Annotated in this window: 21 protein-coding genes; 11 read left to right on the forward strand and 10 right to left on the reverse strand. The window is 72.2% G+C overall.

Features of this window, described 5'->3' with window-relative positions; translation table 11 throughout:
- Window positions 1-120 precede the first annotated feature (120 nt).
- From AMK31_RS02860 to AMK31_RS02880, 5 genes are all read right to left on the reverse strand, one after another.
- Window positions 121-1,158, reverse strand: coding sequence for a rod shape-determining protein (locus tag AMK31_RS02860; RefSeq protein ID WP_073938687.1), 1,038 nt, complete (start codon window positions 1,156-1,158; stop codon window positions 121-123).
- 133 nt (window positions 1,159-1,291) lie between these two features.
- Entirely contained in the window at window positions 1,292-5,974 is a 4,683-nt protein-coding gene (locus AMK31_RS02865; RefSeq protein WP_073938688.1) for an SAV_2336 N-terminal domain-related protein, read from the reverse strand.
- The gene (locus AMK31_RS02870) at window positions 5,964-7,031 is read right to left on the reverse strand and encodes an AAA family ATPase (protein WP_073938689.1); all 1,068 of its coding nucleotides are present in this window, start codon (window positions 7,029-7,031) and stop codon (window positions 5,964-5,966) included. The genes AMK31_RS02865 and AMK31_RS02870 overlap by 11 nt, the downstream gene beginning before the upstream one ends.
- A gap of 23 nt (window positions 7,032-7,054) precedes the next feature.
- Window positions 7,055-8,719: a VMAP-C domain-containing protein gene (locus AMK31_RS02875; protein ID WP_073938690.1), complete on the reverse strand. Its 1,665-nt coding sequence runs from the start codon at window positions 8,717-8,719 to the stop codon at window positions 7,055-7,057.
- Window positions 8,716-9,051, reverse strand: coding sequence for a CU044_2847 family protein (locus tag AMK31_RS02880; protein ID WP_073938691.1), 336 nt, complete (start codon window positions 9,049-9,051; stop codon window positions 8,716-8,718). Before AMK31_RS02880 ends, AMK31_RS02875 begins: the two co-directional genes overlap by 4 nt.
- Before the next feature lie 205 nt (window positions 9,052-9,256).
- On the opposite strand from AMK31_RS02880, the gene AMK31_RS02885 reads away from it, so the two are divergent.
- Window positions 9,257-12,877 (forward strand): S8 family serine peptidase, encoded by a 3,621-nt coding sequence (locus tag AMK31_RS02885; RefSeq protein WP_073938692.1) that lies wholly within the window; start codon window positions 9,257-9,259, stop codon window positions 12,875-12,877.
- A 243-nt stretch (window positions 12,878-13,120) separates the two neighbouring features.
- Here AMK31_RS02885 and AMK31_RS02890 read toward each other — a convergent pair whose 3' ends face one another.
- The 3 genes from AMK31_RS02890 to AMK31_RS02900 form a co-directional block, all read right to left on the reverse strand.
- Window positions 13,121-14,485 (reverse strand): carboxyl transferase domain-containing protein, encoded by a 1,365-nt coding sequence (locus tag AMK31_RS02890; RefSeq protein ID WP_073938693.1) that lies wholly within the window; start codon window positions 14,483-14,485, stop codon window positions 13,121-13,123.
- Entirely contained in the window at window positions 14,478-15,923 is a 1,446-nt protein-coding gene (locus AMK31_RS02895; RefSeq protein WP_073938694.1) for an acyl-CoA synthetase, read from the reverse strand. The genes AMK31_RS02890 and AMK31_RS02895 overlap by 8 nt, the downstream gene beginning before the upstream one ends.
- A gap of 116 nt (window positions 15,924-16,039) precedes the next feature.
- Entirely contained in the window at window positions 16,040-16,543 is a 504-nt protein-coding gene (locus AMK31_RS02900) for a hypothetical protein (RefSeq protein WP_241842513.1), read from the reverse strand.
- 64 nt (window positions 16,544-16,607) lie between these two features.
- On the opposite strand from AMK31_RS02900, the gene AMK31_RS02905 reads away from it, so the two are divergent.
- Together AMK31_RS02905 and AMK31_RS02910 are read left to right on the forward strand one after the other, a co-directional pair.
- Window positions 16,608-17,627, forward strand: coding sequence for a helix-turn-helix transcriptional regulator (locus tag AMK31_RS02905; RefSeq protein ID WP_073938696.1), 1,020 nt, complete (start codon window positions 16,608-16,610; stop codon window positions 17,625-17,627).
- A 116-nt stretch (window positions 17,628-17,743) separates the two neighbouring features.
- Window positions 17,744-18,178, forward strand: a complete 435-nt coding sequence (locus tag AMK31_RS02910) for a VOC family protein (RefSeq protein ID WP_073938697.1) — start codon at window positions 17,744-17,746, stop codon at window positions 18,176-18,178.
- Between the two features lie 82 nt (window positions 18,179-18,260).
- On the opposite strand, the gene AMK31_RS02915 is transcribed toward AMK31_RS02910, so the two are convergent.
- Together AMK31_RS02915 and AMK31_RS02920 are read right to left on the reverse strand one after the other, a co-directional pair.
- Complete coding sequence (locus tag AMK31_RS02915) at window positions 18,261-19,019, reverse strand: hypothetical protein (protein ID WP_143204198.1); 759 nt, start codon at window positions 19,017-19,019, stop codon at window positions 18,261-18,263.
- Between the two features lie 4 nt (window positions 19,020-19,023).
- The gene (locus AMK31_RS02920) at window positions 19,024-19,224 is read right to left on the reverse strand and encodes a hypothetical protein (protein WP_073938699.1); all 201 of its coding nucleotides are present in this window, start codon (window positions 19,222-19,224) and stop codon (window positions 19,024-19,026) included.
- 282 nt (window positions 19,225-19,506) lie between these two features.
- On the opposite strand from AMK31_RS02920, the gene AMK31_RS40315 reads away from it, so the two are divergent.
- From AMK31_RS40315 to AMK31_RS02955, 8 genes are all read left to right on the forward strand, one after another.
- Window positions 19,507-20,358 carry a hypothetical protein gene (locus AMK31_RS40315; protein WP_143204199.1) on the forward strand — a complete coding sequence of 284 codons (852 nt, stop codon included), beginning with the start codon at window positions 19,507-19,509 and terminating at the stop codon, window positions 20,356-20,358.
- Window positions 20,359-20,821: 463 nt separating this feature from the next.
- Entirely contained in the window at window positions 20,822-21,124 is a 303-nt protein-coding gene (locus AMK31_RS02925; protein ID WP_143204200.1) for a hypothetical protein, read from the forward strand.
- A gap of 218 nt (window positions 21,125-21,342) precedes the next feature.
- Window positions 21,343-21,951 (forward strand): DUF2589 domain-containing protein, encoded by a 609-nt coding sequence (locus tag AMK31_RS02930; RefSeq protein WP_073938701.1) that lies wholly within the window; start codon window positions 21,343-21,345, stop codon window positions 21,949-21,951.
- Window positions 21,948-22,283, forward strand: a complete 336-nt coding sequence (locus AMK31_RS02935) for a hypothetical protein (protein WP_143204201.1) — start codon at window positions 21,948-21,950, stop codon at window positions 22,281-22,283. Before AMK31_RS02930 ends, AMK31_RS02935 begins: the two co-directional genes overlap by 4 nt.
- The gene (locus AMK31_RS02940) at window positions 22,283-23,014 is read left to right on the forward strand and encodes a hypothetical protein (protein ID WP_073938703.1); all 732 of its coding nucleotides are present in this window, start codon (window positions 22,283-22,285) and stop codon (window positions 23,012-23,014) included. The genes AMK31_RS02935 and AMK31_RS02940 overlap by 1 nt, the downstream gene beginning before the upstream one ends.
- A gap of 31 nt (window positions 23,015-23,045) precedes the next feature.
- Complete coding sequence (locus AMK31_RS02945) at window positions 23,046-23,633, forward strand: DUF2589 domain-containing protein (RefSeq protein ID WP_079186644.1); 588 nt, start codon at window positions 23,046-23,048, stop codon at window positions 23,631-23,633.
- 136 nt (window positions 23,634-23,769) lie between these two features.
- Complete coding sequence (locus tag AMK31_RS02950) at window positions 23,770-24,048, forward strand: hypothetical protein (protein WP_143204202.1); 279 nt, start codon at window positions 23,770-23,772, stop codon at window positions 24,046-24,048.
- Complete coding sequence (locus tag AMK31_RS02955) at window positions 24,045-24,920, forward strand: hypothetical protein (protein WP_073938706.1); 876 nt, start codon at window positions 24,045-24,047, stop codon at window positions 24,918-24,920. Before AMK31_RS02950 ends, AMK31_RS02955 begins: the two co-directional genes overlap by 4 nt.
- Window positions 24,921-24,946 lie beyond the last annotated feature (26 nt).

Genomic DNA, 24,946 nt, shown 5'->3' on the forward strand with positions numbered 1-24,946 from the left:
GGGGTCACGCGATCCGGGACCTTAGGGGAGCGGGGTGGACACGCCGTGGCCGTGCCGTGACGGCGCGGCGTATACGGGGAGTTGGCGGGGGACGGGAGCCGGCCCCCGGCGTTCACGCGCTCACGTGGCCAGCGGATCCAGCACCAGCGGCTCGATCTTGCCCTCCAGCATGGCGCCGAGCCCCTGCACCGCGCACACGTCGGGCCGCTCCGCGATGTGCACCGGCATGCCGGTCGCCTGCCGCAGCATCTGGTCCAGCCCCGGGAGCAGCGCGCTGCCGCCGACCATCATGATCCCCCGGTCGGCGAGGTCGGCGACCAGGTCCGGCGGGCAGTCCCGCAGCACCTTGCCGATGCCGTCGAGCACGGCGGTCAGCGGCGTCTGGATGCACTCCCGCACGGCGGCGGTGTCCACCTGCACGGAACGGGCCAGGCCCGTCGCCACGTCCCGCCCGTGGATCTCGGTGGAGGCGGGCCCGTGCGGGGTGAGCCCGTTCCCCGACAGGGCCAGCTGCAGCGGCCGCACCGACTGGCTCGGCAGCATCAACTCGTGCTCGTGCCGCAGATGCTGCACGATCGCGTTGTCGACGGCCTCGCCGCCCACCGGGATCCGCTCGGCGGTCACGATCGACCCGAGCGACAGCACCGCGACCTGCGTGGCCGCCGCCCCGCACACCAGGACCATCGTCGCCTCGGGCTGCTCCACGGGCAGCCCGCAGCCGACGGCCGCCGCGATGAGCGTGTCGACCAGCTCCACCCGGCGGGCACCCAGGCCGACCAGGGTCTCCACGGTCGCCCGCTGGGCCAGCGGGTCCGCGTCGTGCGGGGTGCAGGCGGCGGCCCGCAGCCGGGGCTTGCGGCGCAGACTGCGGCGGATCTTGTCGCCGAGCAGGTGGCGGAGCATGCGCTGCGCCATCTCGATGTCGACGACCGTGCCGCCGGAGACCGGCCGTACGACACGGATGTAGTCGGGGGTGCGGCCCGTCATCTTCTCCGCCAGCTCGCCCACCGCGATCAGCGCGCCGGTGCGCGTGTTGACGGCGGCGGCGGACGGCTGGTCGACGACGAGCCCGGCGCCCTTCACATACACCCGCGTCCTCGCCGCGCCCAGGTCGACGCCGAAGTGGCAGCGACGCAGTTGCTCCAGACTGGCGGTCATGGCAGATCCTCCCGAGAGCACAGACCGTGGACCGCCCGGCGGCGGTCCTCCTCCGCATCGTGCGGCGGTTCCGGCCGGGGCGCCTTTCGAGGGGGGCCGGGCGGGGAACGGCTGAACGGGGGATTCGGCGCGGTCACAGGTCGCGGGCGGCGTCGAGGAGCGGCCGGAGCCCCTGGTGCAGCGAGGCCGCGCCCGCCGCGTGCGCCGCCTGCCGCTCGGCGGTCGTGGCGCAGACCACCAGGCACTCGGCCGGTGCCACACCCAGCGCGGCGATGGCCCGCAGCACGATGTCGGGGTGCGGCGGCAGCGGGGTGCGGCCGGTGTCGCGGCCGTGGACGCCGCCGTCCAGGTGCTCCAGGAGGCCCCGGCGGCTCAGGTAGGCCGTCGCGGCGCGGGGCTCGGTGTCGGTGAACACGGCGAGCCGCTTCTTGCCGGCGAGCGTGCGGACGACGAGGTCGGCGGCGGGGGAGGGGACCGCGGTGCGGGCCGCGACCTGCTCGGCCGCCGACAGGCGGCGGTGCAGCTCCTGCGCGTGCGGGCCGGCCCCGACGGCCCGGAGCAGGTCGAGGGGATGGATGCGGTCGCCCCGCGGTGTGACCCGGGTGCCGTGGGGCAGCGGGGAGCGGCCGGCGAGGGCGTCCTCCGGATCCCTGCTCTCGGTGAGGAGCCGGGCGAGGTCGTGCACGGTCCCGGACCTGCCCTCCTCCGTGTAGAGCCGGGTCAGCGTGCCGTCGAAGCCGAAGATCACGGCCTGTGCGGCGCGCAGGGCGCGGGCGGCGGAGGTGTCCGAGCGGCGGGGGAGCGGGCGGGTCTGGGTGACGCGGGCGGTGAGGGAGACGTCCCAGCGGATCTCGTGACCGGGCACCGCGCACTCGGCCAGCGCCTCCTGGAACGCCGGGTGGGCCTGCGGGTCGCCGGGCGGGTAGTGCAGGGTCAGCTCACGCAAGCGGTCCACCACGTGCCGCCGGACGGCCCGGCCGACGTCCTCGGGCGCCCGGTGCACGGCTTGCGCCGGGGCGGTGACCCGCCAGGCCGCCGTGCCGCGCGCGGCGAAGACGGGCAGGCCGTTGACCGCCGGACCGGTCACGTCCAGTTCCGTGCCGTGCTCGCCGAGGTCGACCGGTGCCGGAGGGACGCGGCGCGGGCCGCCTTCGGGGCGCACGTACGCGACGGCGGAGGGCAGGCCCCACTCCTTGCCCAGGAGGCCGGACTCGACGCGGAGCAGACCCGCCACGGGGCCCGGGTCCCGCGGAAGGTCCTCGCCGCCGGCCCAGGCCGTCCCGGGCCGCGCCTGGAACGTCACGAACAGCCGGACGCCGTCCAACGCCGCGAGCAATTCGGGGAAGCCGTCCCGGACGACCGCGAGCAGAGCGGGCGTGGCCGGCATGGAGTAGTCGGCCTGCCGCCGGATCAACGGGTAGTGCTCCGGGCGCCAGCCGATCTCCGCCGCCCAGCGCGTGATCGTGTCCTTCAGCAGCCGGTGGGCCTCCATGCCCTGCGGGCCGTCCGCGAACTCGAAGACGACCCATCCCGGCGCCGCCTCCCCGCGGTCCTCCGGGAACAGACTCTCCGGCACCTCGTCCCGCGGCAGCGGCCGTTCCGCGTCCGGTTCGTCCTCGTCCTGGGCGAGCAGCGACGGCAGGTCCTCCTCCGTGGGGAAGGAGCCGGCGGGCAGCTCGTCCGGGGAGGCCGGGGCGTCGCCGTACCGCGACTCGTCGTACGCCGTGTCCGGGGCCTCCTCGGGCGGACCGCCGAACTCGTCCCGCAACTCGGCGCCCAGCGCCAGCAGTTCCGGGCCGCGGCCGCCGGAGAGCTCGTACTCCTCGAACACGTCCAGCGCCTCCTCGAGACGTCCGAGGCGGCGCAGAGCGATCAGCAGCAGGCGGCGGAAGTCCTCCCGGGCCGGGTGGAGGCGGACCAGCTCGGTGAGGCCGGTCGCCGCGCGGTCCACCTCGCCGAGATCCAGGTCGAGTTCCGCGCAGGTGCGGTGCAGGCTGAGGCGGAGCTGGAGCAGACGCGTGCGGGCGGTCTGGGCGGCGGGGCCGGGCACGTTCGCGAGGGGGCCGGCGGTGCGCCACAGGGCCAGGGCCTGGCCGTACAGGTCGCGTGCCCGGCGTGGGTCCTGTGTGTCGGCCTGCGCGACCAGCCGCTCGCACTCCACCAGGTCGACGAAGTCGGCGCTGGTGTGCAGCGCGTAACCGTCGGGGCGGGTCGCCAGGGCGGCACCGGGGCCGAGCAACGTGCGCAGCCGTCCGGCCGTCCTGCCGAGGGCCGCCATGGCGTCCTTCGGCTCGTCGGCCGGACCCCACATGCCCTTGCGCAGTTCGTCGTGGGTCACTGTGCGGCCGTGCTTGAGAAGGAGCATCGCGAGCATGGCCTTCACGCCGGACGGGAGTTCGTGCTCGTCGTGGGGAAGCTCCAGGCTCAGGGGGCCGAGGACGTGGTAGAAGCGCTGGTCGTACGCCGTGCGTGCGGCGGCAGGCAGCTCGGGTGCGGTGAGCTGGTCCCTGCCCGCCTCCTGTATCGACACGGAGCGGGACATCAGCCGGTTGAGGGCCTGTGCGTAGGCCGGGCGCAGGCCGGACGGCAGATGGCCGAGGCCGGACTTGATGGGCAGCGGCATCCGGGACGTCCCCGAAGCCAGTTGCAGCAGCACCTCGCACAGCGCCCGCAGATCCTCCGAGCGCCCCGCCGACCCGGACGTCCGGCCCGGTTCGAACAGGGTGAGTTTCACCGTGCCGTCGGGCAGCAGGAGTACGCGGGACATGCCGAGTCCGCCGTGGGTGAGGCCCGCGTCGTGCACGGCGGTGAGGGCCTTCGCGAGCTGTGCGCCGACCGCCGCGAACAGGGGCGGCGGGAGCCGGTAACCGTTCGGCGCGGCCAGGCTGTTCAGCGCGATGCCGTCCAGATGCTCCATGACGACGTACGGAACGTCGTCCTCGATCCCGAAGTCGTGGACGGCCACCACGTTCCGGTGCCGGACCCTTGCCAGCCGCCGGGCGTCCCGCAGGAACGCGTTCCGCCGGGCCGGATCGGTGATGCGTCCGTGCAGCCGCAGTGCCACCGTCCGGTTGGCCTCGGTGTCCTCGGCCTGCCAGAGCGTCCCGGCCGGGTTGAGCCGCCGCCGCGGCCGGTACCGGCCGCCCACCCCCGGCGGGACCGGCACCGCGCCCCCCGTCAGCTGCCGTAACGCCTCCTGACTGACCGTCGCGAACGCCTCCGGCTCCGCCCCGGTCTCCGTCCCGCCGGGCGCCGGGGTCGACGCCGCGAACTCACCCGGGGCCCGGCCCGCCCGGGTGTCGATCAGGCCGCCCATCCGCTCCAGGAGGTCCGTGGTGCGGCTGCGGGCGGTGCGGGGCAGGGCGCGCAGCAGGAGGTCGCGGACGCCGGGGCGGAAGGCGTACGAGCCCGGTGGGCCGGGGACGGTCGTCAGCAGGCCGCTCAGGATCAGCTCGGCCAGGTGCTGGGGGCGCGGGTCGGGTTCCAGTGCCGCCTGGACCAGCCGCATCACCGGCAGGTCCGGGCGCCCGACGGCGACGTGCCCGGCCAGCCGGAACGCCTCCGGCGACGCGGTCCCGCGGAAGCGGAGGACCAGTTCCTCGGGGGTGAGGAGGGCGAGGTCCGTACGGTCGTCCGGGGGCGGCGGGGCACTGCCCAGGCGGGCCACCGCCGCCGGGTGGTCCGTGCCCCCGGTGGACGCGATGAGCGCCGCCCAGTTCGCCAGCCAGTCCGGCTCCGGTTCCAGGACCGGGAGCGGGACGGTGTCCGCGGCCGCCGCGTCGGTCCCGTCCGTGCCGTCCTCCGTCCCGTCCTCCGGCGCGTCGTACGGGGTGAACCGCAGCGACGCCGTGGGCGCCGCCGGGTGCGGGGCCGACAGGCGGCCCGGCGTCGTCGGCAGCGCGGTGTCCCGCCACAGGTGTTCCGGCAGCGGCTGGACGAGGGCGAGCGGCAGGCGCCGCGCCCAGCGGCGCAGTGTGGCGTACCAGCGGTCGGCCGCCGGGCCCTTGCGCCACTGCGGGCCCATGCAGTCGCTGACCAGCAGGATGACGGTGCGGCCGTCGGCGGGGGTGTGCGCGGCGTGGCCGTGGACGGTGCCGTCGGGGCCTGCGGGGTGCAGGGTGACCGTGCGGAAGATCCCGGACTGGGCGAGCGCGGTGTGCAGTTCGCTGATCAGGGGGCGCCAGACGGGCATGGTGGGGCCCGTGTCGTGGACGACGTGCAGGCGCAGCCAGCGTTCCCGTGCCGGGCGCATGACCGGCAGCCACCACTCGGGGTCCGCGCCCAGGCGGGCGATGCGCTCGGCGGTGGCCCGCTCGTCCAGTTCCCGGCCGGCGGGCGCGTCGGTGCGGCGTTTGAGGGGGCGCAGGGCGCGTTGCAGGCCGAGCGGGTGGCGCAGCATCGGGGGCGCGGGGGCGAGGAGGGAGGCGTGCCGGGGGCCGCCGGGGTGGTGGGGGGTGGGTGACGGGAGGTGGAGTGGGGCGCGGGGCGGGGTGCCGGGCTCGTCGGGCCGTGGGTGGGGTGGATCCGGCTCCTCCTGCGGGGGTTCGGGTCGTTCGTGGTGCGGTTGGGGTGCCTCTCCGTCCGGCCCGGATTCCTCTCCGTCCGGCGCGGGCCGGCCCCCGTCCGACCCGCGATCGCCCCCGTCCGACCCGCGTCCGTCCCCGTCCGCCCCGGACTCCCCCTCTCCCGGTACGGGCTCCATGTGCCCGGCCAGCCACAGCAGTTCCGCCAGTTCACGCGGGGTCGGGCGGGTGCCCGAGGGGGATGCCCCGGCCAGCGCGTCGGCCAGGCGTGTGAGCGGGTCGTCAGAACGCATCGGCCTGCGGGGTCCGGCCGAGGTACGGCATGAGCTGTTCGGCGAGCTGGTCCAGGGACTCGGCGTCCAGGTCGGAGGCGCGGGCCAGGTAGATCGCGTTCAGCAGCTGGTCGGTGGCCAGCTTGCCGCCGCCGACCCGGGACAGGAACCGCTCGATGAGCCGCTGGGCGTGGTCGTCGGGGTCGCCGAGGTGGGCGCGGACGATCTCGGCGAGCTGCCGGTCGTCCGGCTGGCGCAGCCGCAGGGTGACGCAGCGGCGCAGGAACGCGGGCGGGAACTCGCGTTCGCCGTTGCTGGTGAGCACGACGAACGGGAAGGCGCGGCAGCGGACCCGGCCCCGTTCGACCGGCACCCGCTCGTCGGTGCCGTCGGCCAGCACTTCCGCGACGGGCGTGTGGCGGGCGGCGCGCACCAGTTCGGGGATCTCGTACTGGCCTTCCTCCAGGACGTTCAGCAGGTCGTTGGGGAGGTCGAGGTCGCTCTTGTCGATCTCGTCGATCAGCAGGGCGCGCGGGCGGCTGTGGGGGAGCAGGGCGGTGCCCAGCGGGCCGAGGCGCAGATGGTTCTCGACGCCGTCCTCCTCGCGCTTCCCGGCGTGCCTCTCGACGCCGCGGCCGGCGTGGTTCCCGAAGCGTGACTCGCTCGCGCCGGTCAGGGCCTGCCGGGCCGCGTACAGGCGGGAGAGCGGGTCGTACTGGTAGAGGCCGTCGTGCAGGGTGCTGCGGCTGGTGATGTTCCAGCGCAGCACCGGGCCGAGCCGCAGTTCGCGGGCCACCGCGTACGCCAGCGAGGACTTGCCGGTGCCGGGCGGGCCGGTCACCAGCAGCGGGCGGCGCAGGTAGAGGGCCGCGTTGACCAGCTGCACGGTCTCGGGGGTGGCCTGGTAGGTCTCCGCGCGGTGGGTGCGGTCGGGCGAGCCGGCGGAGGCGTCGTCGGCGTCGGACGGCGGGTCGAGGACCGGGCCGCCGTCGAAGGCCCGCCACGGCGGCGGCGGGGGCAGTTCGAGGATGCCGTCGTGCGGCTCGTTCGTGCCGGTGTAGACGGGCCACAGGGGCATTGCGGGTCCTTCTCCGTGAGGGCTCAGGCGACGGGTGCGACGGGCGAGTGCAGGCATGCCGTCGGCTCGGGGAAGCAGCGGGGGTCGTCCCACATCAGCTGGAGGTCGCGCGCCCAGTGCCGGTCCGGTTCGTCGGCGGCCTCGGCGGTGTCGCGCAGGGCGCGGACGTGCCGGGGGAGGTCGGCGGGCGGGACGCCGGTGACGGACTCGGTGAGTTCGTCGAGGAACGCGCCGCCCCCGCAGGGGCCGTCGTGGCCGATGCCGGGGCAGCCGGTGCGGGACCACAGCAGGACGGGGACGGGCACGTTGAGGCCGGCTTCGAAGTGGGGGAGCGCGGCGGTGGGCGGCACGGTGTACGCGGCCATCGCGGCGTCGTGGTCGCGGAGCCGTTTGCGCAGGCTCGGCGGGCGTTCGGGGGTGCCGCAGGCGACGCGGTGCAGGGTGGCGCCACCGGTGTCGAGCTTCTGCCACTTCTTGGCGAGCTGGTGGCGCAGCCGCCCGCTGCGGTGCCGGGCGCGGTCGGCGACGACGAGGGGGTAGGCGCAGCCCAGCGGGGTGGGGTCGTCGGGGCTGCACTCCCAGCGGGCGACCGGCTCGTTCAGCCACTCCCTCGGCAGGACGAAGGTGATCAGTTCGTCGGCGTCGGGCGCGAGCTGGGTGAACGCCTCGTCGATGCGTTCCTGCACGTAGGCGCGGACGCCGGTGCGGGGCAGGCGGCGGGCTCCGACCGGGCGGCGATGGCCGTCGCGGTAGGCGGAGACCTCGACGGTGACCTGGTCGGCGCCGGCGCCGCTGTGCTCGATCTCCACGACGATCGGCGACCAGGCGGCGGCCGGTCCGGAGTCCCCCGCCTGCTCGCCGATCAGGCCGGCCAGCCGGTCCGCGAACCGGGTCACCGCCTCCTCCTCCGGCACCTCGAACTGCACGTAGGCGGCGGCACGTTCCAGGGTGGGGAAGCCGCCCTCGGGCAGCGGCGGTCCGAAGGGGCCCACGGCATCGACGTACAGCTGGTCGGGTCGGCAGGTCAGGCGGGCCCGCTCGGCCTGCCGCACCAGCGCGTACAGGCGGCGCCGTTCCTCCGCGTGATGGCCGGGGGTGGGCACCAGCTCGCCCAGTTCGCCCCAGTAGCGGGCCATCACCTCGGTGGGCAGCATCCGGCCGACCCGTACGTCGGGCGAGCCGGCGATCGCGGAGACCATCCCGACGACCGTGCCGTCGGCGAGCGTCACCGCCGCCCCGCTGAACCCGGCGGCGAGCGGCTGCCCGTGCGCGCTGACGGCCTCCAGCTGGACCCACTCGTCGGAGATCAGCGGCCCGGGCAGCGCCCGGTACACGGCGAGCATGCCCTCGTCGTACCCCTTGGGGAAGCCGTACGCCACCAGCTCGGGCCGGCCCTGCTCGGCGCCCGGCGGGGCGAACGCGGCCGGGGCCAGCGGCACCTCCCGGGACAGTTCCAGCACGGCGAGGTCGCCGGGGTCGGCGGCGCCGCCCCGCCAGCCGCCGTGGACGGTGACGGTGGCGCGGACAGCGCCCAGGTCCCGGCGGCCCGGGAACGTCACGGTGATGTCCGCCGTGTCGCTGAACCGTACGACGTGCGCGCAGGTGAGCACCCGGCGCGCGGACACCAGGAAGCCCGCGCCGACTTCCCTCCCGCACACGATCCGGGCGTGCCAGGCGGACTTGCTCATGCGCGCTCGGCGGCCTGTCCCGGCTGCCAGCTCAGTCTGACGACGAGATGGCCCTCCGCCGCGCCCTTGGCGATCACCGCCCCGGTCTCGGCGCTCAGCTTCACCCCGAACTCCAGCTCCACGGAGTCCGGTTTGAGGGCGCCGTCCCGGAACACCCGCAGCGCGGACTCGGCGGCCGCGCGCACTCCGCCGAGCGCGCTCTCGAAGGTGCGGGCGGCCTGCGCCGGCTGTCCGTCGCCGCGCGAGACCAGCCGGGCGCCGGACTCGTCGTCGACGGCTTCCACGACGATCAGTGCGCCGTCCTCGGTCTTGAACTCCACCAGGCCGTCCATGCGCCGTTCACTCCCCCGTGTGCTGCGTGACCTCGACGAACTCCATTGTGGCGGAGGGTGCTTGCCGCTGTCCCGGCTTCCGCCGGGGGTGCCGCGCCCGGTTGGCGGAAACCCGCCACAGCGCGAACCCGCCACGTCCGGTCAACTCCCCCGCAACACAAGCCCCCTGACACTCGTCCCACCACTCGACCGAGAGAGGCTTGGGATGATCAGAGGACCAGTCGGACGCGGGGCGATCCTCCTGTCGGCGGGGCTCGTGCTGCCGCTGCTGCCGGTCGCGCAGGCGGGCGCGGCGGACACGGCGGACACGACGGCGAAGGCCCCGGCGGCCACCCGGACGGCGAGCGCCGCCCGGACCGTCACCCTCGTCACCGGGGACAAGGTGACCGTCACCGACCTGGGCGGCGGAAAGCAGACCGTCGAGGTGGAACGGCCGAGGGGCGCCACCGGCGCGGTGCGCACGCAGACCGCGAACGGCACGGTCACCGTCGTACCGGACGAGGCGCTGCCGTATCTGCGCGCCGGGACGCTCGACGAACGGCTCTTCGACGTCGGCGAGCTGATACGGCAGGGCTTCGCCGACGACCGCACGGGCGAGCTGCCGCTGATCGTGACGTACGACAAGGGCGCGCGGACCGCCACCCCGCGCGGCGCCGAGCGGACCCGCGCGCTCCCATCCGTGCGCGGTGCCGCCGTGGAGGCGGACAAGGGCCGGGAGTTCTGGCAGGCGGTGACCCGGAAGTCCGCCGGGATCGACGGTGTCTGGCTGGACGGGCGGGTCACCGCCGACATGGCCGAAAGCAACGCCCAGATCGGCACGCCGGCCGCCTGGGAGGCCGGGCTCACCGGCAAGGGCGTCACCGTCGCCGTCCTCGACACGGGCGTCGACGCGGACCATCCCGACCTGGCCGGGCGGGTCTCGGCGAGCCGGAGCTTCATCGAGGGCGAGGAGGTCGCCGACCGCAACGGGCACGGCACGCACGTCGCCTCCACGGTCGGCGGCAGCGGCGCCGCCTCCGACGGAAAGGAGCGGGGCGTCGCGCCCGGCGCCACCCTCGCCGTCGGCAAGGTCCTCAGCGACCAGGGCTCGGGCAGCGAGTCGCAGATCATCGCGGGGATGGAGTGGGCGGCCCGCGAGGCCGGCGCGGACATCGTCTCCATGAGCCTCGGCTCCACCGAGCCCAGCGACGGCACCGACCCCATGGCGCGGGCCGTGAACACCCTGTCCGAGGAGACCGGCGCCCTGTTCGTCGTCGCCGCCGGCAACACCGGCGCGCCCTCCTCGATCGGCTCGCCCGGCGCCGCCGACGCGGCGCTCACCATCGGCGCGGTCGACTCCGCCGACACGGCCGCCTACTTCACCAGCGCCGGGCCCCGCTGGGGCGACAACGCCCTCAAGCCGGACCTGTCCGCCCCCGGCGTGGACATCCTCGCCGCCCGCTCCTCGCTGAGCGGTGGCACCGGGGCCTACACCTCCATGAGCGGTACGTCGATGGCGACCCCGCACGTCGCGGGCGTGGCCGCGCTCCTCGCCGAGCGGCACCCCGACTGGACGGGCGCCCGGCTCAAGGACGCGCTGATGTCGACGTCCACACCGCTGGACGCCTCCGCGTACACGCTGGGCGCGGGCCGGGTCAGCGTGCCGGACGCGGTGGACGCGCGGGTGACCGCGACGGGCAGCGTGGACTTCGGCTTCCACAGCTGGCCCTACGAGGAGAACCAGCCGGTGACGAGGACCGTCACCTACGCCAACTCCTCCGACGAACCGGTCGAGCTGAGCCTGTCCGTCGAGGGCGGCGACGGGATCGTCACCCTCGCCGACCCCACCCTCACCGTCCCCGCGCACGGCACCGCCGCCACCACCGTGACCGGCGACGGCTCGAAGGCGCCGGTCGGCAGCACCAGCGGGCGGATCGTGGCCGCCGTCGCCGGCAGCCCGGTCGCGCACACCGCGTTCGGGCTGGTGAAGGAGGAGGAGCGGTACACGCTCACGGTCCACGTCAAGGACCGCGACGGCGCGCCCGCCGCCGCCGACCTCGTCGTCCAGCGGCTCGCCGAGCGCACCGACCCCGTCCCGGCGCACGTCGGCGGCTCCGGCACGCTGAAGCTGCGGCTGGCCCCCGGCACCTACAGCCTGACCTCCTTCCTCGACGTGCGCGGCAGTCACGGCGCCGACTCGCTCGGCCTGGGCTTCCTCGCGGCACCGGAGGTCACCCTCGACCGGGACACGGAGGTCACCCTCGACGGCCGTGAGCTGCGGGAGATCAAGGCCGACGTCGGCCGGCGCACCGAGCGGCGGCAGCTGATCATGGAGTACGACCGCACCGCGGGCGGCGCCGACCTGTTCGGCGCGGTGATGGTGCCGGTGAAGTACGACAGCGTCTTCGCCGCGCCGACCCGCAAGGTCACCCAGGGCGGCTTCGAGTACCGGACCGTGTGGCGGCTGGGCAAGCCGCTGCTGGAGGTGAAGGGCGTCGGCGAGGTGGTGGCCCAGCCCGGCGGCACGCTGACCGAGGGCCGCACCCGTCTGCCGCTGGTGGACGTCGGGGACGGCCCGTTCACCGGCGTACGGGGCAAGGCGGCGCTGGCCGAGCTGACCGACGGCACCGACCCGGCGGCGCTCGCCCAGGCCGCCGCGGACGCGGGCGTGAAGGCGCTGTTCGTGACGGACGACGCGCCGGGCCGGCTGAACGCCTGGTGGGGTTCCGAGGACGGCACGGACCGGGCGTTCCCGATCGGCACCGTCGACGCGGCCGACGCGGCCCGGCTGCGCAAGGCCGGGAAGGCCGACATGACCGGCACGCGGAACACGCCGTACGTGTACGACCTGTCGAAGGGCTACCCGGGCGCCGTACCGGACCGCGACCTGACCTTCGCGCCGGACGACCTGGCGGCCGTACGGACGAGGTTCCACGCGGCGGAGCCCGCCTCCGGCGGCGAGTTCCGCTACTCGATCACCGACACCTTCCCCATCGGCCTCGGCTTCAAGGAGCGCGTCGACTTCCCGGCCGAGCGCACCGACTACGTCTCCACCGAACGGGGACAGCTGTGGCACGAGTCCGTCGACCTCGGTGACGCGCTGGAGGAGCGCGGCGGGCTCGTCGGCTACCGGGGCGGCACGCGGCCCACGCTGAACTGGTTCAAGCCGGTCTGGCACCCCTGGCTCGGCACCGGCCTCGGCTGGGGCCAGCAGCGCGCCGGCGACCGGCTCCAGTTCAACACCCCCGGCTGGGGCGACTCCGGGCCCGACCACACCGGCTTCGGCAACGTGTGGAGTGACGAGAGCGGCATGTCCCAGACGACGGCGGTGTACCTGGACGGCGAACTCGTCGACCGGCGCACCAGTTCCGCCGTGTACGTCTCGGACGCGCCCGCCGAGGAGCGCACCTACAAGGTCGTCACCGACACCGCGCTCGACCCGGCGCACTGGGAGCGGGCGACGAAGGGCCACACCGAGTGGACGTTCCGCTCGGCGCGGACGCCCGCGGACCGGTACACGTTCCTGCCACTGATCAACCTCGGCTTCGACATCGGCACCGACCTCGCGGGCCGGGTGGGCGACGGGCGGCTGCCCATCGGGCTGTACGCCGAGTACGTGGCGGGCGCCCCGGACACCGGGAAGCTCGGCGGCGGCACGCTCGAAGTGTCGTACGACGACGGCGAGTCGTGGCGGAAGGTGCCACTCACCGGTGACGGACCGGCCGCCTGGCGCGGGACGCTGAACGTGCCGGACGACGCCGAGTACGTCTCCCTGCGGGCGTCGGCACGCGACGACCGGGGCGGCAGGGTGGTCCAGGAGATCGTCCGGGCCGTCGGCGTGCGCTGACACGCGGACGGCGCCGCCTCCCTGGGACGGGGAGGCGGCGCCGTCTGTCGTTCTCCCGGACCGTCAGACCAGCCATCCGACGAAGTGGACGAGACCGGCGAGGATGTCGGTGAGAAGGTTCATGATCGTGCTTTCTCCTTGCGGTGATGCATGTGGGACCTGCGCGTATCTGCTTTCGCTACGGTCTGCAGCCCGTCGCTTGCGCACCGTAAGTATCGTCGGTCACGCAGGCCTCGTGCGATCTCACGAGCGACGATCACCTGTTCCAGGGAACAACTGCTCGCCTGTTCGGACCCGGGCGACCCCCAGCCGCTCCAAGTCCTGCGGCCGGATGAGGAGTTGGTCCGCCGTCGCCTCGACCTCCGCCGCCGGCCGCTTGAGGATCGCGGCCGCCGGCTCCGGCGCGATCACGGAGAAGTAGCTGTCCGGAGTGGCCCAGGTGTTGCCGGGCGCCGCCAGCGCCAGCGCGCCGCCCGAACCGCCCTCCCCGATCACCAGCGTCGTGACCGGCGTACGAGCCGCCGCCACCGCCCCGAACAACTCGGCGATCGCCGCCCCCGCGCCCTGCCGCTCCGCCTCCGCGTCGTTGGCGGCGCCCGGCGTGTCCACCAGCGTCAGCACCGGGATGCCCAGCCGGTCCGCGAGCCGGATCAGCCGGGCGGCGGTGCGGTACCCGGCGGGCCGGGTGGCCGTGCCCGTCTGGGCGGCGTAGGCGACGGTACGGCCCGCGTGCTCCCCGAACCCGCACAGCATGCCGTCGTCCGAGCCGCCGCAGCGGTCGCCGCTGATCGCCACCCGCTCGGAGAAGTAGGCGTCCAGATAGCGGTCGGCGCGCGGGCGGCCGGACGCGCGGGCACGCAGCACGGCGTCCCAGCCCGTGGCCGGCAGATCGGTGGCGCCGAGCGGCGGCGGCGGGGGAGCGGGCTCGGCGGACGGCGCCGTCAGCAGCCGCAGCCAGCGCCCCAGCGTCACCCGCAGCTCCTCGGGCGCCACCACCGCGTCGGCGGCGCCCGCCGCGACCTGCGCCTCAGCCGTGTACGCCGCCGGGTCGGCGTCCGCCGGGCGCACCCGGGAACCCGCGAACCCCACCTGGGCGCCCGGCAGGGCGAGCACCACGTCCGCGCCCGCGCCGAGCGTCGCCCAGCCGCCGCCGGTGGTCGGGTCGCGCAGCACCGCGATCTGCGGCAGCCCGGCCTCGCGGGTGAGCACCGACTGGCGGGCCACCCGCTGGAGCTGGGTGAGCGCGAGCATGCCCTCCTGCATACGGCTGCCGCCGGTGGCGACGAGCGGGACGACGGGCAGCCGCCGCTCCCGCGCGTACGTGTACGCGGCCTCCAGCCGGTCGCCGGTGCGCTCGCCGAGCGACCCGCCGAGGAAGCCGAACTCGAAGGCGATCAGCACGGCCCGCGTGCCCTCGACGGAGGCGGTGCCGCACACCACGGACTCCTCCTCGCCGGTGCGTTCGGCGGCGCGGGCCCGGGAGGCGTCGTAACCACGCCAGCCGAGCGGCCCGTCGGGCCGTGAGTCCCTGACGGGCGACGGCAGTTCCCGGAAGTCGTCGGTGACGAGAGCTATGACCGCGCGGGCGCTCGGACGACGCTCAGCCACGGCCCAGCGCCCGCTTCATGATCTTCCCCATGTCGTTGCGGGGCAGGACGTCGAGGTGGTGCAGGACCCGGGGCCGCTTGTGCGGGGCGAGCCGCCGTGCCACATGACCGGCCAACTCCTCCAGGGTCGGCGGCCGTTCGCCGTCGGTGGGCACGATCCAGGCGACGATCCGCTCCCCCAGGTCCGGGTCGGGCTCCCCGGTGACGGCGGCCTCCCGCACCCCCGGATGTTCGAGCAGCGCGTTCTCGATCTCCCCGGCGCCGATCTTGTACCCGCCGCTCTTGATCAGATCGGTGGCCTTGCGTCCCACGATCCGCACATAGCCGTCCGGATCCCGCACCGCCATGTCCCCGGTGCGGAACCAGCCGTCGGCGGTGAAGGCGGCGGCGGTCGCGTCCGCCCGGTTCAGGTACTCGGTGAACAGATTCCGGCCCCGCACCTGGATCTCCCCGACGGTCTCCCCGTCGTACGCCGTGACCGGCGACCCGTCCTCCTCCACCAGCCGCAGCTCCACCCCCGGCAGCGGCACCCCCACCGTCCCGGCGCGGGCCTCGCCGTCGGCGCGGACGCTGGTGTTCATCAGCGTCTCCGTCATGCCGTACCGCTCGATCACCCGCCGCCCCGTCGCCGCCGTGATCCGCTCGTGGTCGTGCACCGGCAGCGCCGCCGACCCGGAGACCAGCAGCCGGGCACCGCTCAGCGCCTTCACCAGCTCCGGCTCACCGGGCAGCGCCTCCGCGATCCGGTGGTACATCGTCGGCACCCCGAACAGCATGGTCGCGCCACCGTTCAGCTCGGCCGCCACCCCCTCCGTCGAGAACCGCCCGAGATGCCGCACGCTCCCGCCCCGCCGCAGCGGCCCGAGGATCCCGAGCACCAGCCCGTGCACATGGAACAACGGCAGTCCCTGCACCAGCACGTCCTCGCCGGTCCACTGCCAGGCGTCCGCCAGCGCGTCCAGGGTGGCGGCGATCGCCCGGCGCGGGATCACGGCACCCTTGGGCGGACCCGTCGTACCGGACGTGTAGACGATCAACGCGGGAGCCTCGTCGCCGGTGTCCTCCGCCGGCACCCCGCCGACGCCGGACACGTCGACGTCGACGCGCTCCAGCCCGCCGAGACCGGCCGGCAGCTCGTCGCCGGGCGCCGCCAGCACCACGGCGGGCGCGCTGTCACCCAGGATGTGCGCCAGCTCCTTCTCACCCGACTTCGGGTTCAGCGGCACCACCGGCACCCCGGCGAGCAGCGCGCCCACCACCCCGACGGCCGTCTCCAGCACGGGCGTCGCCCACACGGCGACCCGCCCGGTGTGCCGCACGCGTTCGGCCACGGCACCGGCCGCGGCGGCGAGCTGCGCGTAGGTCAGGGAACGGCTGCCGAACCGGAGGGCGACTCGATCACTCGGTCCCTCGGTCAGGGCCGGAAAGAGAGAGGACACGCGGCGTACTCCTTAGCAGTCGGGACTGGCTGTCGGGGTCGACATCCCGTTCCTATCAGTCCGCCGCCTCCGCGAGGCCGCCCGGCCGAGTCTCGTGCAGGCCCTGGGTGGGCTGGTCAGGCTGTCCGGCGGGTCATGTGCATGTGCCAGTTGGTGACCCAGGACTGCTCCCCGTCCACGGAGAACGCCTGCTCCCAGTGGGCGGTGGTCGTGGTGATCTCCGACCAGACGAAGCGGACTCTCACCTTCTGGCCGTCGTGCTCGTCGTCGCCGTGGAAGACACCGGTGCCGTCGGGGCCGAAACGGCCGACGACCGGCGGGAACAGCGTGCCGGTGCGCTTGCTCGCCCAGTACAGGGACCAGGCGTCGGCCGCGGGGTCGTACAACCGCAGGGTCAGCCCCGCGAAACCCTTCGTCTGGAACTCGATCTCGTCGAAGCTGGCCCGCCCGTCGAAGTGCGCGGAGGCGCGGGTGACCCCCGGGAACTCCTCCCAGCGATCGTCGCCGTCGGAGGGGTCGAGGAAATCCTTGCGCCAACGGTTGACGACGTCGTAGGTGCCGGTGAAGAAGGCGAAAGCAGTGCTGTTGTCCATGATTTGCCTGTCGTCCGTGAGAACCATGGGAGGGACGCTAGGAGGGGTCCACTGACAACGACTGTCAGTGGACCCGGTTAGATTCCCCGGCATGCGCGCGGACCGACTGCTCTCGTTGCTCCTCCTGCTTCAGAACCGCGGCCGGATGACCGCCGCGGAACTCGCCGCGGAGCTGGAGGTGTCCGTGCGCACGGTCTACCGGGACGTGGAAGCGCTCGCCGCCGCGGGCGTCCCCGTGTACGGAGAAGCCGGCCACGACGGCGGCTACGCCCTGGTCGACGGTTACCGCACCCGCCTGACCGGTCTGACCGCCGCGGAGGCGGAGGCACTGTTCCTGGCGGGCCTGCCGGGACCGGCGGCCGAGCTGGGGCTGGGCGCGGTACTGACAGCGGCCGAGCTGAAGCTGGAGGCCGCGCTGCCCGCGGAGCTGCGGCGGCAGGCGAAGCGCGTCCGCGAGCGGTTCCACCTCGACGCGCCCGGTTGGTACCGCGAGGCCGACGAGGTGCCCTGCCTGCCTCAGATGGCGACCGCGACATGGCTGCGGCACGCGGTCCGGGTGCGCTACCGGCGCTGGTACGCCCCGGAGGTGGTCGAGCGGCGGCTCGAACCGTACGGCATCGTGCTCAAGGCCGGTCGATGGTACGCGGTCGCGTACGCCGGCGACGGCTCTCCGCGTACCTACCGGATCGGTCGGATCATGGACGTACAGCCGCTGGCCGAGGAGTTCACGCCACCCGCGGACTTCGACCTGGCCGCGTACTGGCGGGAGCACACGGCCCGGTTGCAGGAGCGGCTGTGGCAAGGGAGCGCGGAGATCCGGATCTCCCCGGCCGGACTGGCGAGGCTGCGAGAACTGGCCGTGCCGACCGTGATCGACGCGGCCGAGGCCGGCCGGGAGGAAAGCCCCGGCGGCTGGCGCCACGCGCTCATCCCGATCGAGAGCCTCACCCACGCGGAGGGCGAGTTGCTGAGACTGGGGGCCGAGGTGGAGGTCCTGGGCCCGCCCGAGCTGCGGAAGCGGATCGCGAGCACGGCTCGGGGGCTGGCGGGGCTGTACCAGGATCCGCCCCTGGGGCGCGTATGCACCGGTCCGTGTCGATGCGGGCAGTGAGGGCCGTGGAAGCCGACCCGCCCGTTCTCCGCAGACCGCCCAGGACCTGTACGGTCGCCGGCAACTTGCCGATCCGTACCGGGGACTGAGCGGACTGCCCTTGCTATGGTGCGCCGATGCCATCGATCAAGCAGTTCCAAGTCACCTTCGACTGCGCGGAACCGGAGCGCGTCGCTCGCTTCTGGTGCGAGGTGCTGGGGTACGTCGTACCGCCGCCACCGGAGGGCTTCGCCACGTGGGACGAGTTCGATCGTTCGCTGCCGCCTGAGCGGCGGGGAGCGGGGTTCTCCTGCAGCGATCCCACCGGGGTGGGCCCGCGGCTGTACTTCCAGCGGGTTCCCGAGGGCAAGGTCGTAAAGAACCGGGTGCATCTCGACGTGCGAGTCGGCACCGGCCTCGTGGGCGAGGAACGCCTCGCCAAGCTCGAAGCCGAGTGCGAACGACTGGTCGCGCTCGGCGCGACACGCGAACGGGTGCTGATCGCCGACGAGTACAACGAGTCGTGCATCGTGATGCAGGACATCGAAGGCAACGAGTTCTGCCTCGACTGAGCCTCCTCCGGAACGCCGACACGGGCACTGCCGGGAGCCTGCCGGGGCTCACGCCGGCTCCGGGGTGCCGCTGCTCGGCCAGTCAGATGACCGCCGCTGGTGCGAGGGCGGTCGGATCGGCGCACAGCGCCCGGTAGTGCGTGCGTGGATCGCCGCCCGCCGCACGGAGTTCCCGGCACACCGCCGCGCGGACGAAGGCCGACGGGTCCGACAGGTGACGTACCAGTTCGTCGCCGCGGTCGGCGCCGCGGTCGGCGCCGCGCAGGCGTCCGACGGCGGCGGAACGTACGGCCGTGCAGCTGTGCCGCCGGATGTTCCGGTACCGGTGCCCGACGGCGAGATCAGCCAGGTCCAGGGCGCGGAAGAGGCCGGCCTCGACGGCGGTGGTGAGCGTGGCGCGGTGGACCTCGTACGAGTGGTCGGTGTTCAGGCGAATGAGAACCCGGGCCCGCGCGGCCTCGAGGACGGTCCGGCTTCCGGAGTCGAGTGCCAGACGTATCACCGCGCGCACCGCATGCAAGCGCAGACCGGCGTCGGGGTCCCCCTCGGCGATCGCCCAGGCCTGGGTCATGCCGAGCCGACCGTACGCGGCCCCGGCGTGCAGGCCCGCTGTCCGGGCCTCGCTCTCATTGCTCGACAGCAGGTGCGTCACCACCTCCTCGGGCCGCCCGCCGAGGCACCCGAGGACGGCCTCCCGCTCCCAGGCGCCGTACCGCCACCGCATGCCCACCAGCGCTGCCAGAGGCGCCAGTTGCCGCAGTACGGCCTCGTCCGCGTGGACGAGCGCGCGGTCGAGGACCGGCGGGCGAGGTCCCGTACCCGCTCGTCGGTGTCCGCGCACCGGATCAGCACGAGCGGCAGCACGGGCGCAGTGAGGCACAGAGCGACCTCGGGCTCGGTGGGTCCCGGTCGTCGAACCACTGGAAGCCGACCCGGATCCGGCCGTGATACTTCCAGCCCATGACCGTACCGACGGTGCCCGACCACACGCTGACGTCGAGGGCGACCCAGTCCTCGGCCCGCCCGGCGCCGATCGCCGAGTCCACGGACTTGCCGCGGAGCAGTCGTTCGCCCGGGGTGTGGAGCTTGGTGGGGCCGGAGTCCGTACGTCGTCATGGGCGGACTTCAGCGCTGTTGTCCACCGTCCCCACCAGCCATATTTCGATGGACGCGCTCGCCAACGCCGCTCTCGGCGGGCTGCGCGAGCTCGGCGCTGACGCCGATTCCCATTTGGACGTCGCAAGATGCATGGGGCCGAGGCAGACCGGATACTGACAGGTGGCACGCCTTGTCAATGTATTGGACCCGCTCTCCAGGGAAAACGCGATATGGCCGAAGAGACGCCGTCTACGTCGCAAGATAGAGACAAACACATCCCCCCGTGGAAGCGGGCCAAAATATGGGTTATCGGCATAGTCGCAGCCAGCATCACAGCTGCCCTTTCAGGTGCCCTGTCGAATCTCGTGACGTCTACTGGTGAATCCATTCGAAGGCTTGTTTTCGGTGACACTCGCGAGGTTGTCATCAAGAACGAGAAGGGACCCATACTCAGCGTGAGTGTGGAGCAAGGCGATGCGAACGGATGTAACGGCTCGGGTTGGGTATATCCTCACCCTCCATCCAGCCCGCTCATGAAAACACCGCCTGGCTCCGGTCCGCGAGTCGAGGGAAAAACCTGGGATCAAAATCCATCCGCGTTCGGTGCGGCGCCGGCAGGAAACGTCACTCTCTACGTCTCGGCAAGTGCCAGAGATAATCGAGCCATCATCCTCAGGAACATCAAGTTCAAGGTGGTTTCCCGGAAGCCCCCTATTCACGGGACTCGAGTTGTGTTGTCCCGAGGTTGCGGTGACAGCCCTCTTTATCATGTCGGCCGCGTAAACTTTGGTGCACCTCCGCCGTATTGGGTTCCGGTCGGCGACTACATGGAAGGCTTCCGCGCGGATGTGCTCAGATTTCCGTACAAAGCGACGAGATCCGATCCTGCGACGCTCCTGATCGACGTGAATCCGGGTGAGTGCCACTGCTCTTGGCGTGCTGAGCTGTCCTGGACCGATGGGGATATCAGCGACACCACCGTGATCGATGATGACGGCGAGCCGTTCGAGCTGACTCCGTCGGATGGCCTTCCGGTATACACCTGGGAAAGCGGTAAGAGGGTGCAATACGATGTCGGATAAACGCGGCAAGGGCTCGTCGGCCTCCCGAGGTAGAGGTCCACTGCGGCAGTATGCGGCTCCGGTTTCCTTCATTGCCGTACTGATGGTTGTCGGGGGCGCTCTAGGCTGGGTCATAGGCAGCTGGCCGACGGACAGATGGCCGCGGCGACCTCCTGCACCGGCCGTTCATGTGAGCGATGTGTCAGTCAACGCCACCGAGGATGGATGGGTTTCTCCCAAAACGAAGGAGAGCATCGGAGGGGTCCCCGACGACCCATGTCACCCCGGCGTTCGGGCCTGGCTGGGGAACTTGGGGGCGGTCCCGAGCGGCCTCAGTGTCAGATTCTTCCTGGTGGCCGACCGAACGGAGTCGATTACGCTTGTTGGTGTCCGGGCACGTCCTCAGTCGTACACGACTTCCGTGATGCGGACGAGGGTCCACCCGTTGTGCCCCACTGATGACCTGTTTCCGGGAGAGGGCGAGGTGCACTGGATTGATCTTGAGGTCGGCAAGAAGTCTTCTAAAACTCTTTTCCTCGATGAAGAGGAGGGTGAGAAGCGTCTTGATCTCGACCTGGGCGCCGGCGACAAGGTGGAATTCTATCTCCTGATGAAGGCGAAAGATCCGCGAGGGTACTGCCGATGGAAGCTCGATCTCGAGTTTCTGGTGGGGGATGAAAAGAGGTACGTTCCAATTTCGGACAGTGTGAATTCCTTTGTGGTGGCGGCTCCGCTTCCGGCTGAGGCACCTGAAATCCGCATCGTTCCGACGGAGTTCGAGCCCTGACGGCTGTCGCGGAGGGTGGGACCACGATGATCGCCGGCGGCGGCGGATGAGGTGAGTGCTCCGCGGATCGCCTGCGGATGCGGGCGGTCACGGACGGCGGTATGTTGAAAGCATCGATCCATGGAGGTCGCCGAGGTCAGACGCCTTTCAGCAGGCGCGCTCGGCTTGGCGTATCGAGTTCACGCACCCCCCGTCCGATCCATTCTGGGGAGCGGATCATGACGCGAGCGGTCGAGGAGCTGCGGCAGATTCCGTTCGACATCCTCATCGGATCGCCCCTCAAGGCGGCGATCGAGGCGCAGGGTCTCGCCGCGAAGACCACCATCGACTTTATCGAGAAGGTCGGGTTCATCCCGCCGAAAGCCGACGAGGATCCCTTCTTCGTTGACGAGCGCGCGGACGCCGACGGTGGAACCGTCCGGAATGTGAAGTTCAAGTACACAAAGCGCGACGAGGCCGGGGCGGAGGACACCTTCGAGGTCACTGTCCCCATCCTCTCCATCGTCCCCATCCCGTATCTGCGTATCGACGAGATGACGATCGACTTCATCGCGAAGCTGACTGACGCCGTCGAGAGCACGGTGAAGAGCAACTTCAATCTCGAAACCGAAGCGAAGGGGACGTATCGCGCCTTCTGGTCTCCGATCCGCCTGGATTTCCGTACCGCGGTGTCGTATCAAAACTCGCGGCAGACGACGTCCCGTTACGCCCGTGAGTACCAGATGAAGGTGAATGTGCGGGCGATACAGGACGATGTGCCGGCAGGGCTGGAACGCATTCTCGACCTGCTGGAACAGAGCATCCGGGAAACGCCCGTACCGCCATGACCCGCCCAGTGGCCGGGGACGTCTCACTCGCCGCCGTCGTGCTGGGACTGCTGGACGACATCCGCCTGCGCCTTCCGCGAGACGTCGCCGTCGAAACGCGGGGAGTGGAACTCCACCCGGCGTGGCTGAAGCTCTCCGTGACGTACGCGTCGGCCACCGGGCCCCTGCCCTCTCCCGACCTGCCGCTGACTCCGCGTCAGGCTCGCGGATTTCTCACCGCTCATGACCGGCCCGTCCGGCTCGACACGGACTCGCTGCTCGCCGCGCCCCCGTCTGCCCGCCACCGGCTCGACCTGCAGGTCGCCCTGACCGCAGACGAAAGGACCCGCTGATGGCAGACCTCACCGACGTGCTGGGGGCCGTACTCAGGGACATCGCCCGGGCCAGGGTGGTCAGCGACCTGTTCTCCCGCGACATCAGCAAGGAGTACGCCGCCGACCCCATCCTGGAAGCCTTCCCGGTTCCCCGCGCGGACATACGGCAGGCGTCGGTGGGGCTCGCCTTCGCGGTCGCGGCCGTCAACCCGAGGACCGCGCGACTCGATGACGTGATCGAAGTCCATGCCCGAACACACGGGGCCGCCCTCGTCCAAGGCATCCTCGAAGACTTGGTCGAGCCCGCAGGCCTCGACCGGGATGCCATGCGGACCGAGCTGGTGCAAGCGGTGGACCAGGCGGTCAGGGCCGATCCGGAGGCCCTGAGGAGAGCGCTGGACGGGAGGCCCGAGCTCTTGGCGGAGCAACTCAACAAGGCGGTGGCAGAGGCCTTTTTCGTGGACGACGAACGGCTCCGGGCGGTGACCCGCGCGCGGTCGATCACCGACGTACGGGCAGCGATCGCCGCTGCCGCCGCCGAGTGCGCCGCCGGGTTCGCTGCGGCTGCCGCGCTGGTCTCCGCGCGGGGAGCCGCAGGCGCCGTCGACGTGTCCGTCAGTCTGCGCGAACTGCTGGACGTGCCCGAGGCGGTGCTCTCCCGGATCGAACTGGTCACGGAGATTCGCAACTACACGTGGGTCGACGTCGGCGACGGGGAGCGGCCCGACCGCCGGTTGCAGCCGGAGTGACCGGCCCTCGTACTGATGGCGGAGGTGCCTTATGGCCGAGGCAGGAGGGAACTTGCGGGCGCTGCCGCTCGACGAGTTCATCGGGGCCGCGCTGTCCGCGGTCGTCCGCGCGGACGCGCACGCAGCCCGCGCCACGCTGGACTTCATCGAGCAGGTCGGGTTCGTGCGCTCGTCCGACGACGCCACCGCCGGCCGGCTGCGCATGGCCGCGTTCGGCTACCGGAAGCGTGACGAGAACGGGGAACTGGCCGACTTCACTGCCCACATACCCGTCCTCTCCCTGCTGGCGATTCCGGCCATGGAAGTCGAGGACGCCCGGATCGCCTTCCGGGCAGCGATCGTCGCGACACCGGGGAAGGGCGGGCAGCGGCCGGTGGACACGCACCGCACGGGCCCTCCGTCCTTGGTCGATCTGCTCGGGAGCCGGCAGGTCGATCTGCTCGCCCGGCCCGTGCCGACCACCGGGGCACAGGGCCGCGAAGTGCATGGCCCGCACCACCTGGACGTGCAGCTGAGTCTGAAGCAGGCGGACATCGGCGTGGGGCTGGAGAAGATCCTCAGCCTCATGGACCAGGCCATCGACGACACGAAGGCCGACAGGCCACCGAGGAGGCAGTGACATGCCGAGGTCGCACGGCTCGGCCCGCAGGCGTCAGCGACGGCGTGTGCCCCCGCGCGCCCGCACCGCAGCCCGCCCCTCGCGCTACCCCCGACCGTCCGGCGAGCAGGCCTCGTCCGCCGATGTGCAGGACACCATGGCACGCTCGCTCGCGGCGACATGCGAGGGCCTGGACCGGCTGCGCGGATCGCTCTATGAATCGGGGTTCGCCGAGGCGGTGGATCCCTACAGGCGTATGCGCCAGGTCCTTCTGCAACAGCGGGAGTGGGCGCTGGCGCATGACTGTCGTGATCTCGACCCGTACTGGCAGAGCCTCGGAGCGACAGCGCGAGCAATTCGTGGGGTGCTCTCCGAGTTCAGTGCGGCGCTCGATGGTCTCGACCGTATCGACAGGGCGGGAGGAGACGGTTCGTGACGTCTTTTCTGCTGTTCAACTTCGGTACGTTCGTGGAAACGAACCGGTTCAAGAAGAGAGCGTTGGACGGTGCCCTTGTCGGGCAGGACCTTATGGACGTCTTCCCGCCTCGTGCGCTCCTGGTGCCGGGGGGTGTGCGCAGCCATTCGGCCGCGGGGACGACCACGATCTCTTTCCTGGACCTGACGCTGAGCACCTGGAAGAGCAGTGTCGGTACCGGAGCGGCGGGCAAGAAGTTCTCGGAAGCTTTCCGGGGGTGGATGGGTGATGTCGTCGGCGGTGCCCCGGACGTGGTGTACCTCGCCGGGCACCAGAGCGGGCAGCGTATGTGGTGGCAGGAAGAGGATCCCAACTGGGTGGCCGACTTCACGGATCTCGGCAAGGTCAGCTTCCAGGAGTACAACCATGCGACGGGTACGGCATCTGAACAGGTGAGTGTCGACGCAACGCCCTTCAGGAAGCAGTGCAAGCTTGTCTTCGGCTTCGGCTGCAACATCTGCGCAGGCGGTAACCTGAGTCACTATCAGCAGTATTTCCAGAATGGCGCGAGCAAGCCCGTGTTCCTCGGCTGGAACGGGAAGATACTCATTCCGCGCAGTGGCTGGCCTTCGATCAACAACGCGTTCTTCGACGCCTTGGACGCTCACGCGTCGGCTGCGGGCTCCGGTGCGCCGGCTACTGACCGGATCGACTGGTTCTACGGCTCGAAGCAGACCGATCTGATCAGTGCGTGGGGGGTGGCGGTGGCAGCCTATCGCGGCCACGCTCAGAAGCGGCTCTGGGACAACGCTCGTGCCGTCGCGAGTGACGGTCAGGTGTTCAAGTTCAGCTTCGACGAGAAGACTAAGACGGTAGTGCCCATACCTGAGTGATGACCAAGGGCGGCGGGCGCGGCCTC

This window comes from Streptomyces sp. TSRI0107 (genome assembly GCF_001905845.1).
Lineage (GTDB): Bacteria > Actinomycetota > Actinomycetes > Streptomycetales > Streptomycetaceae > Streptomyces.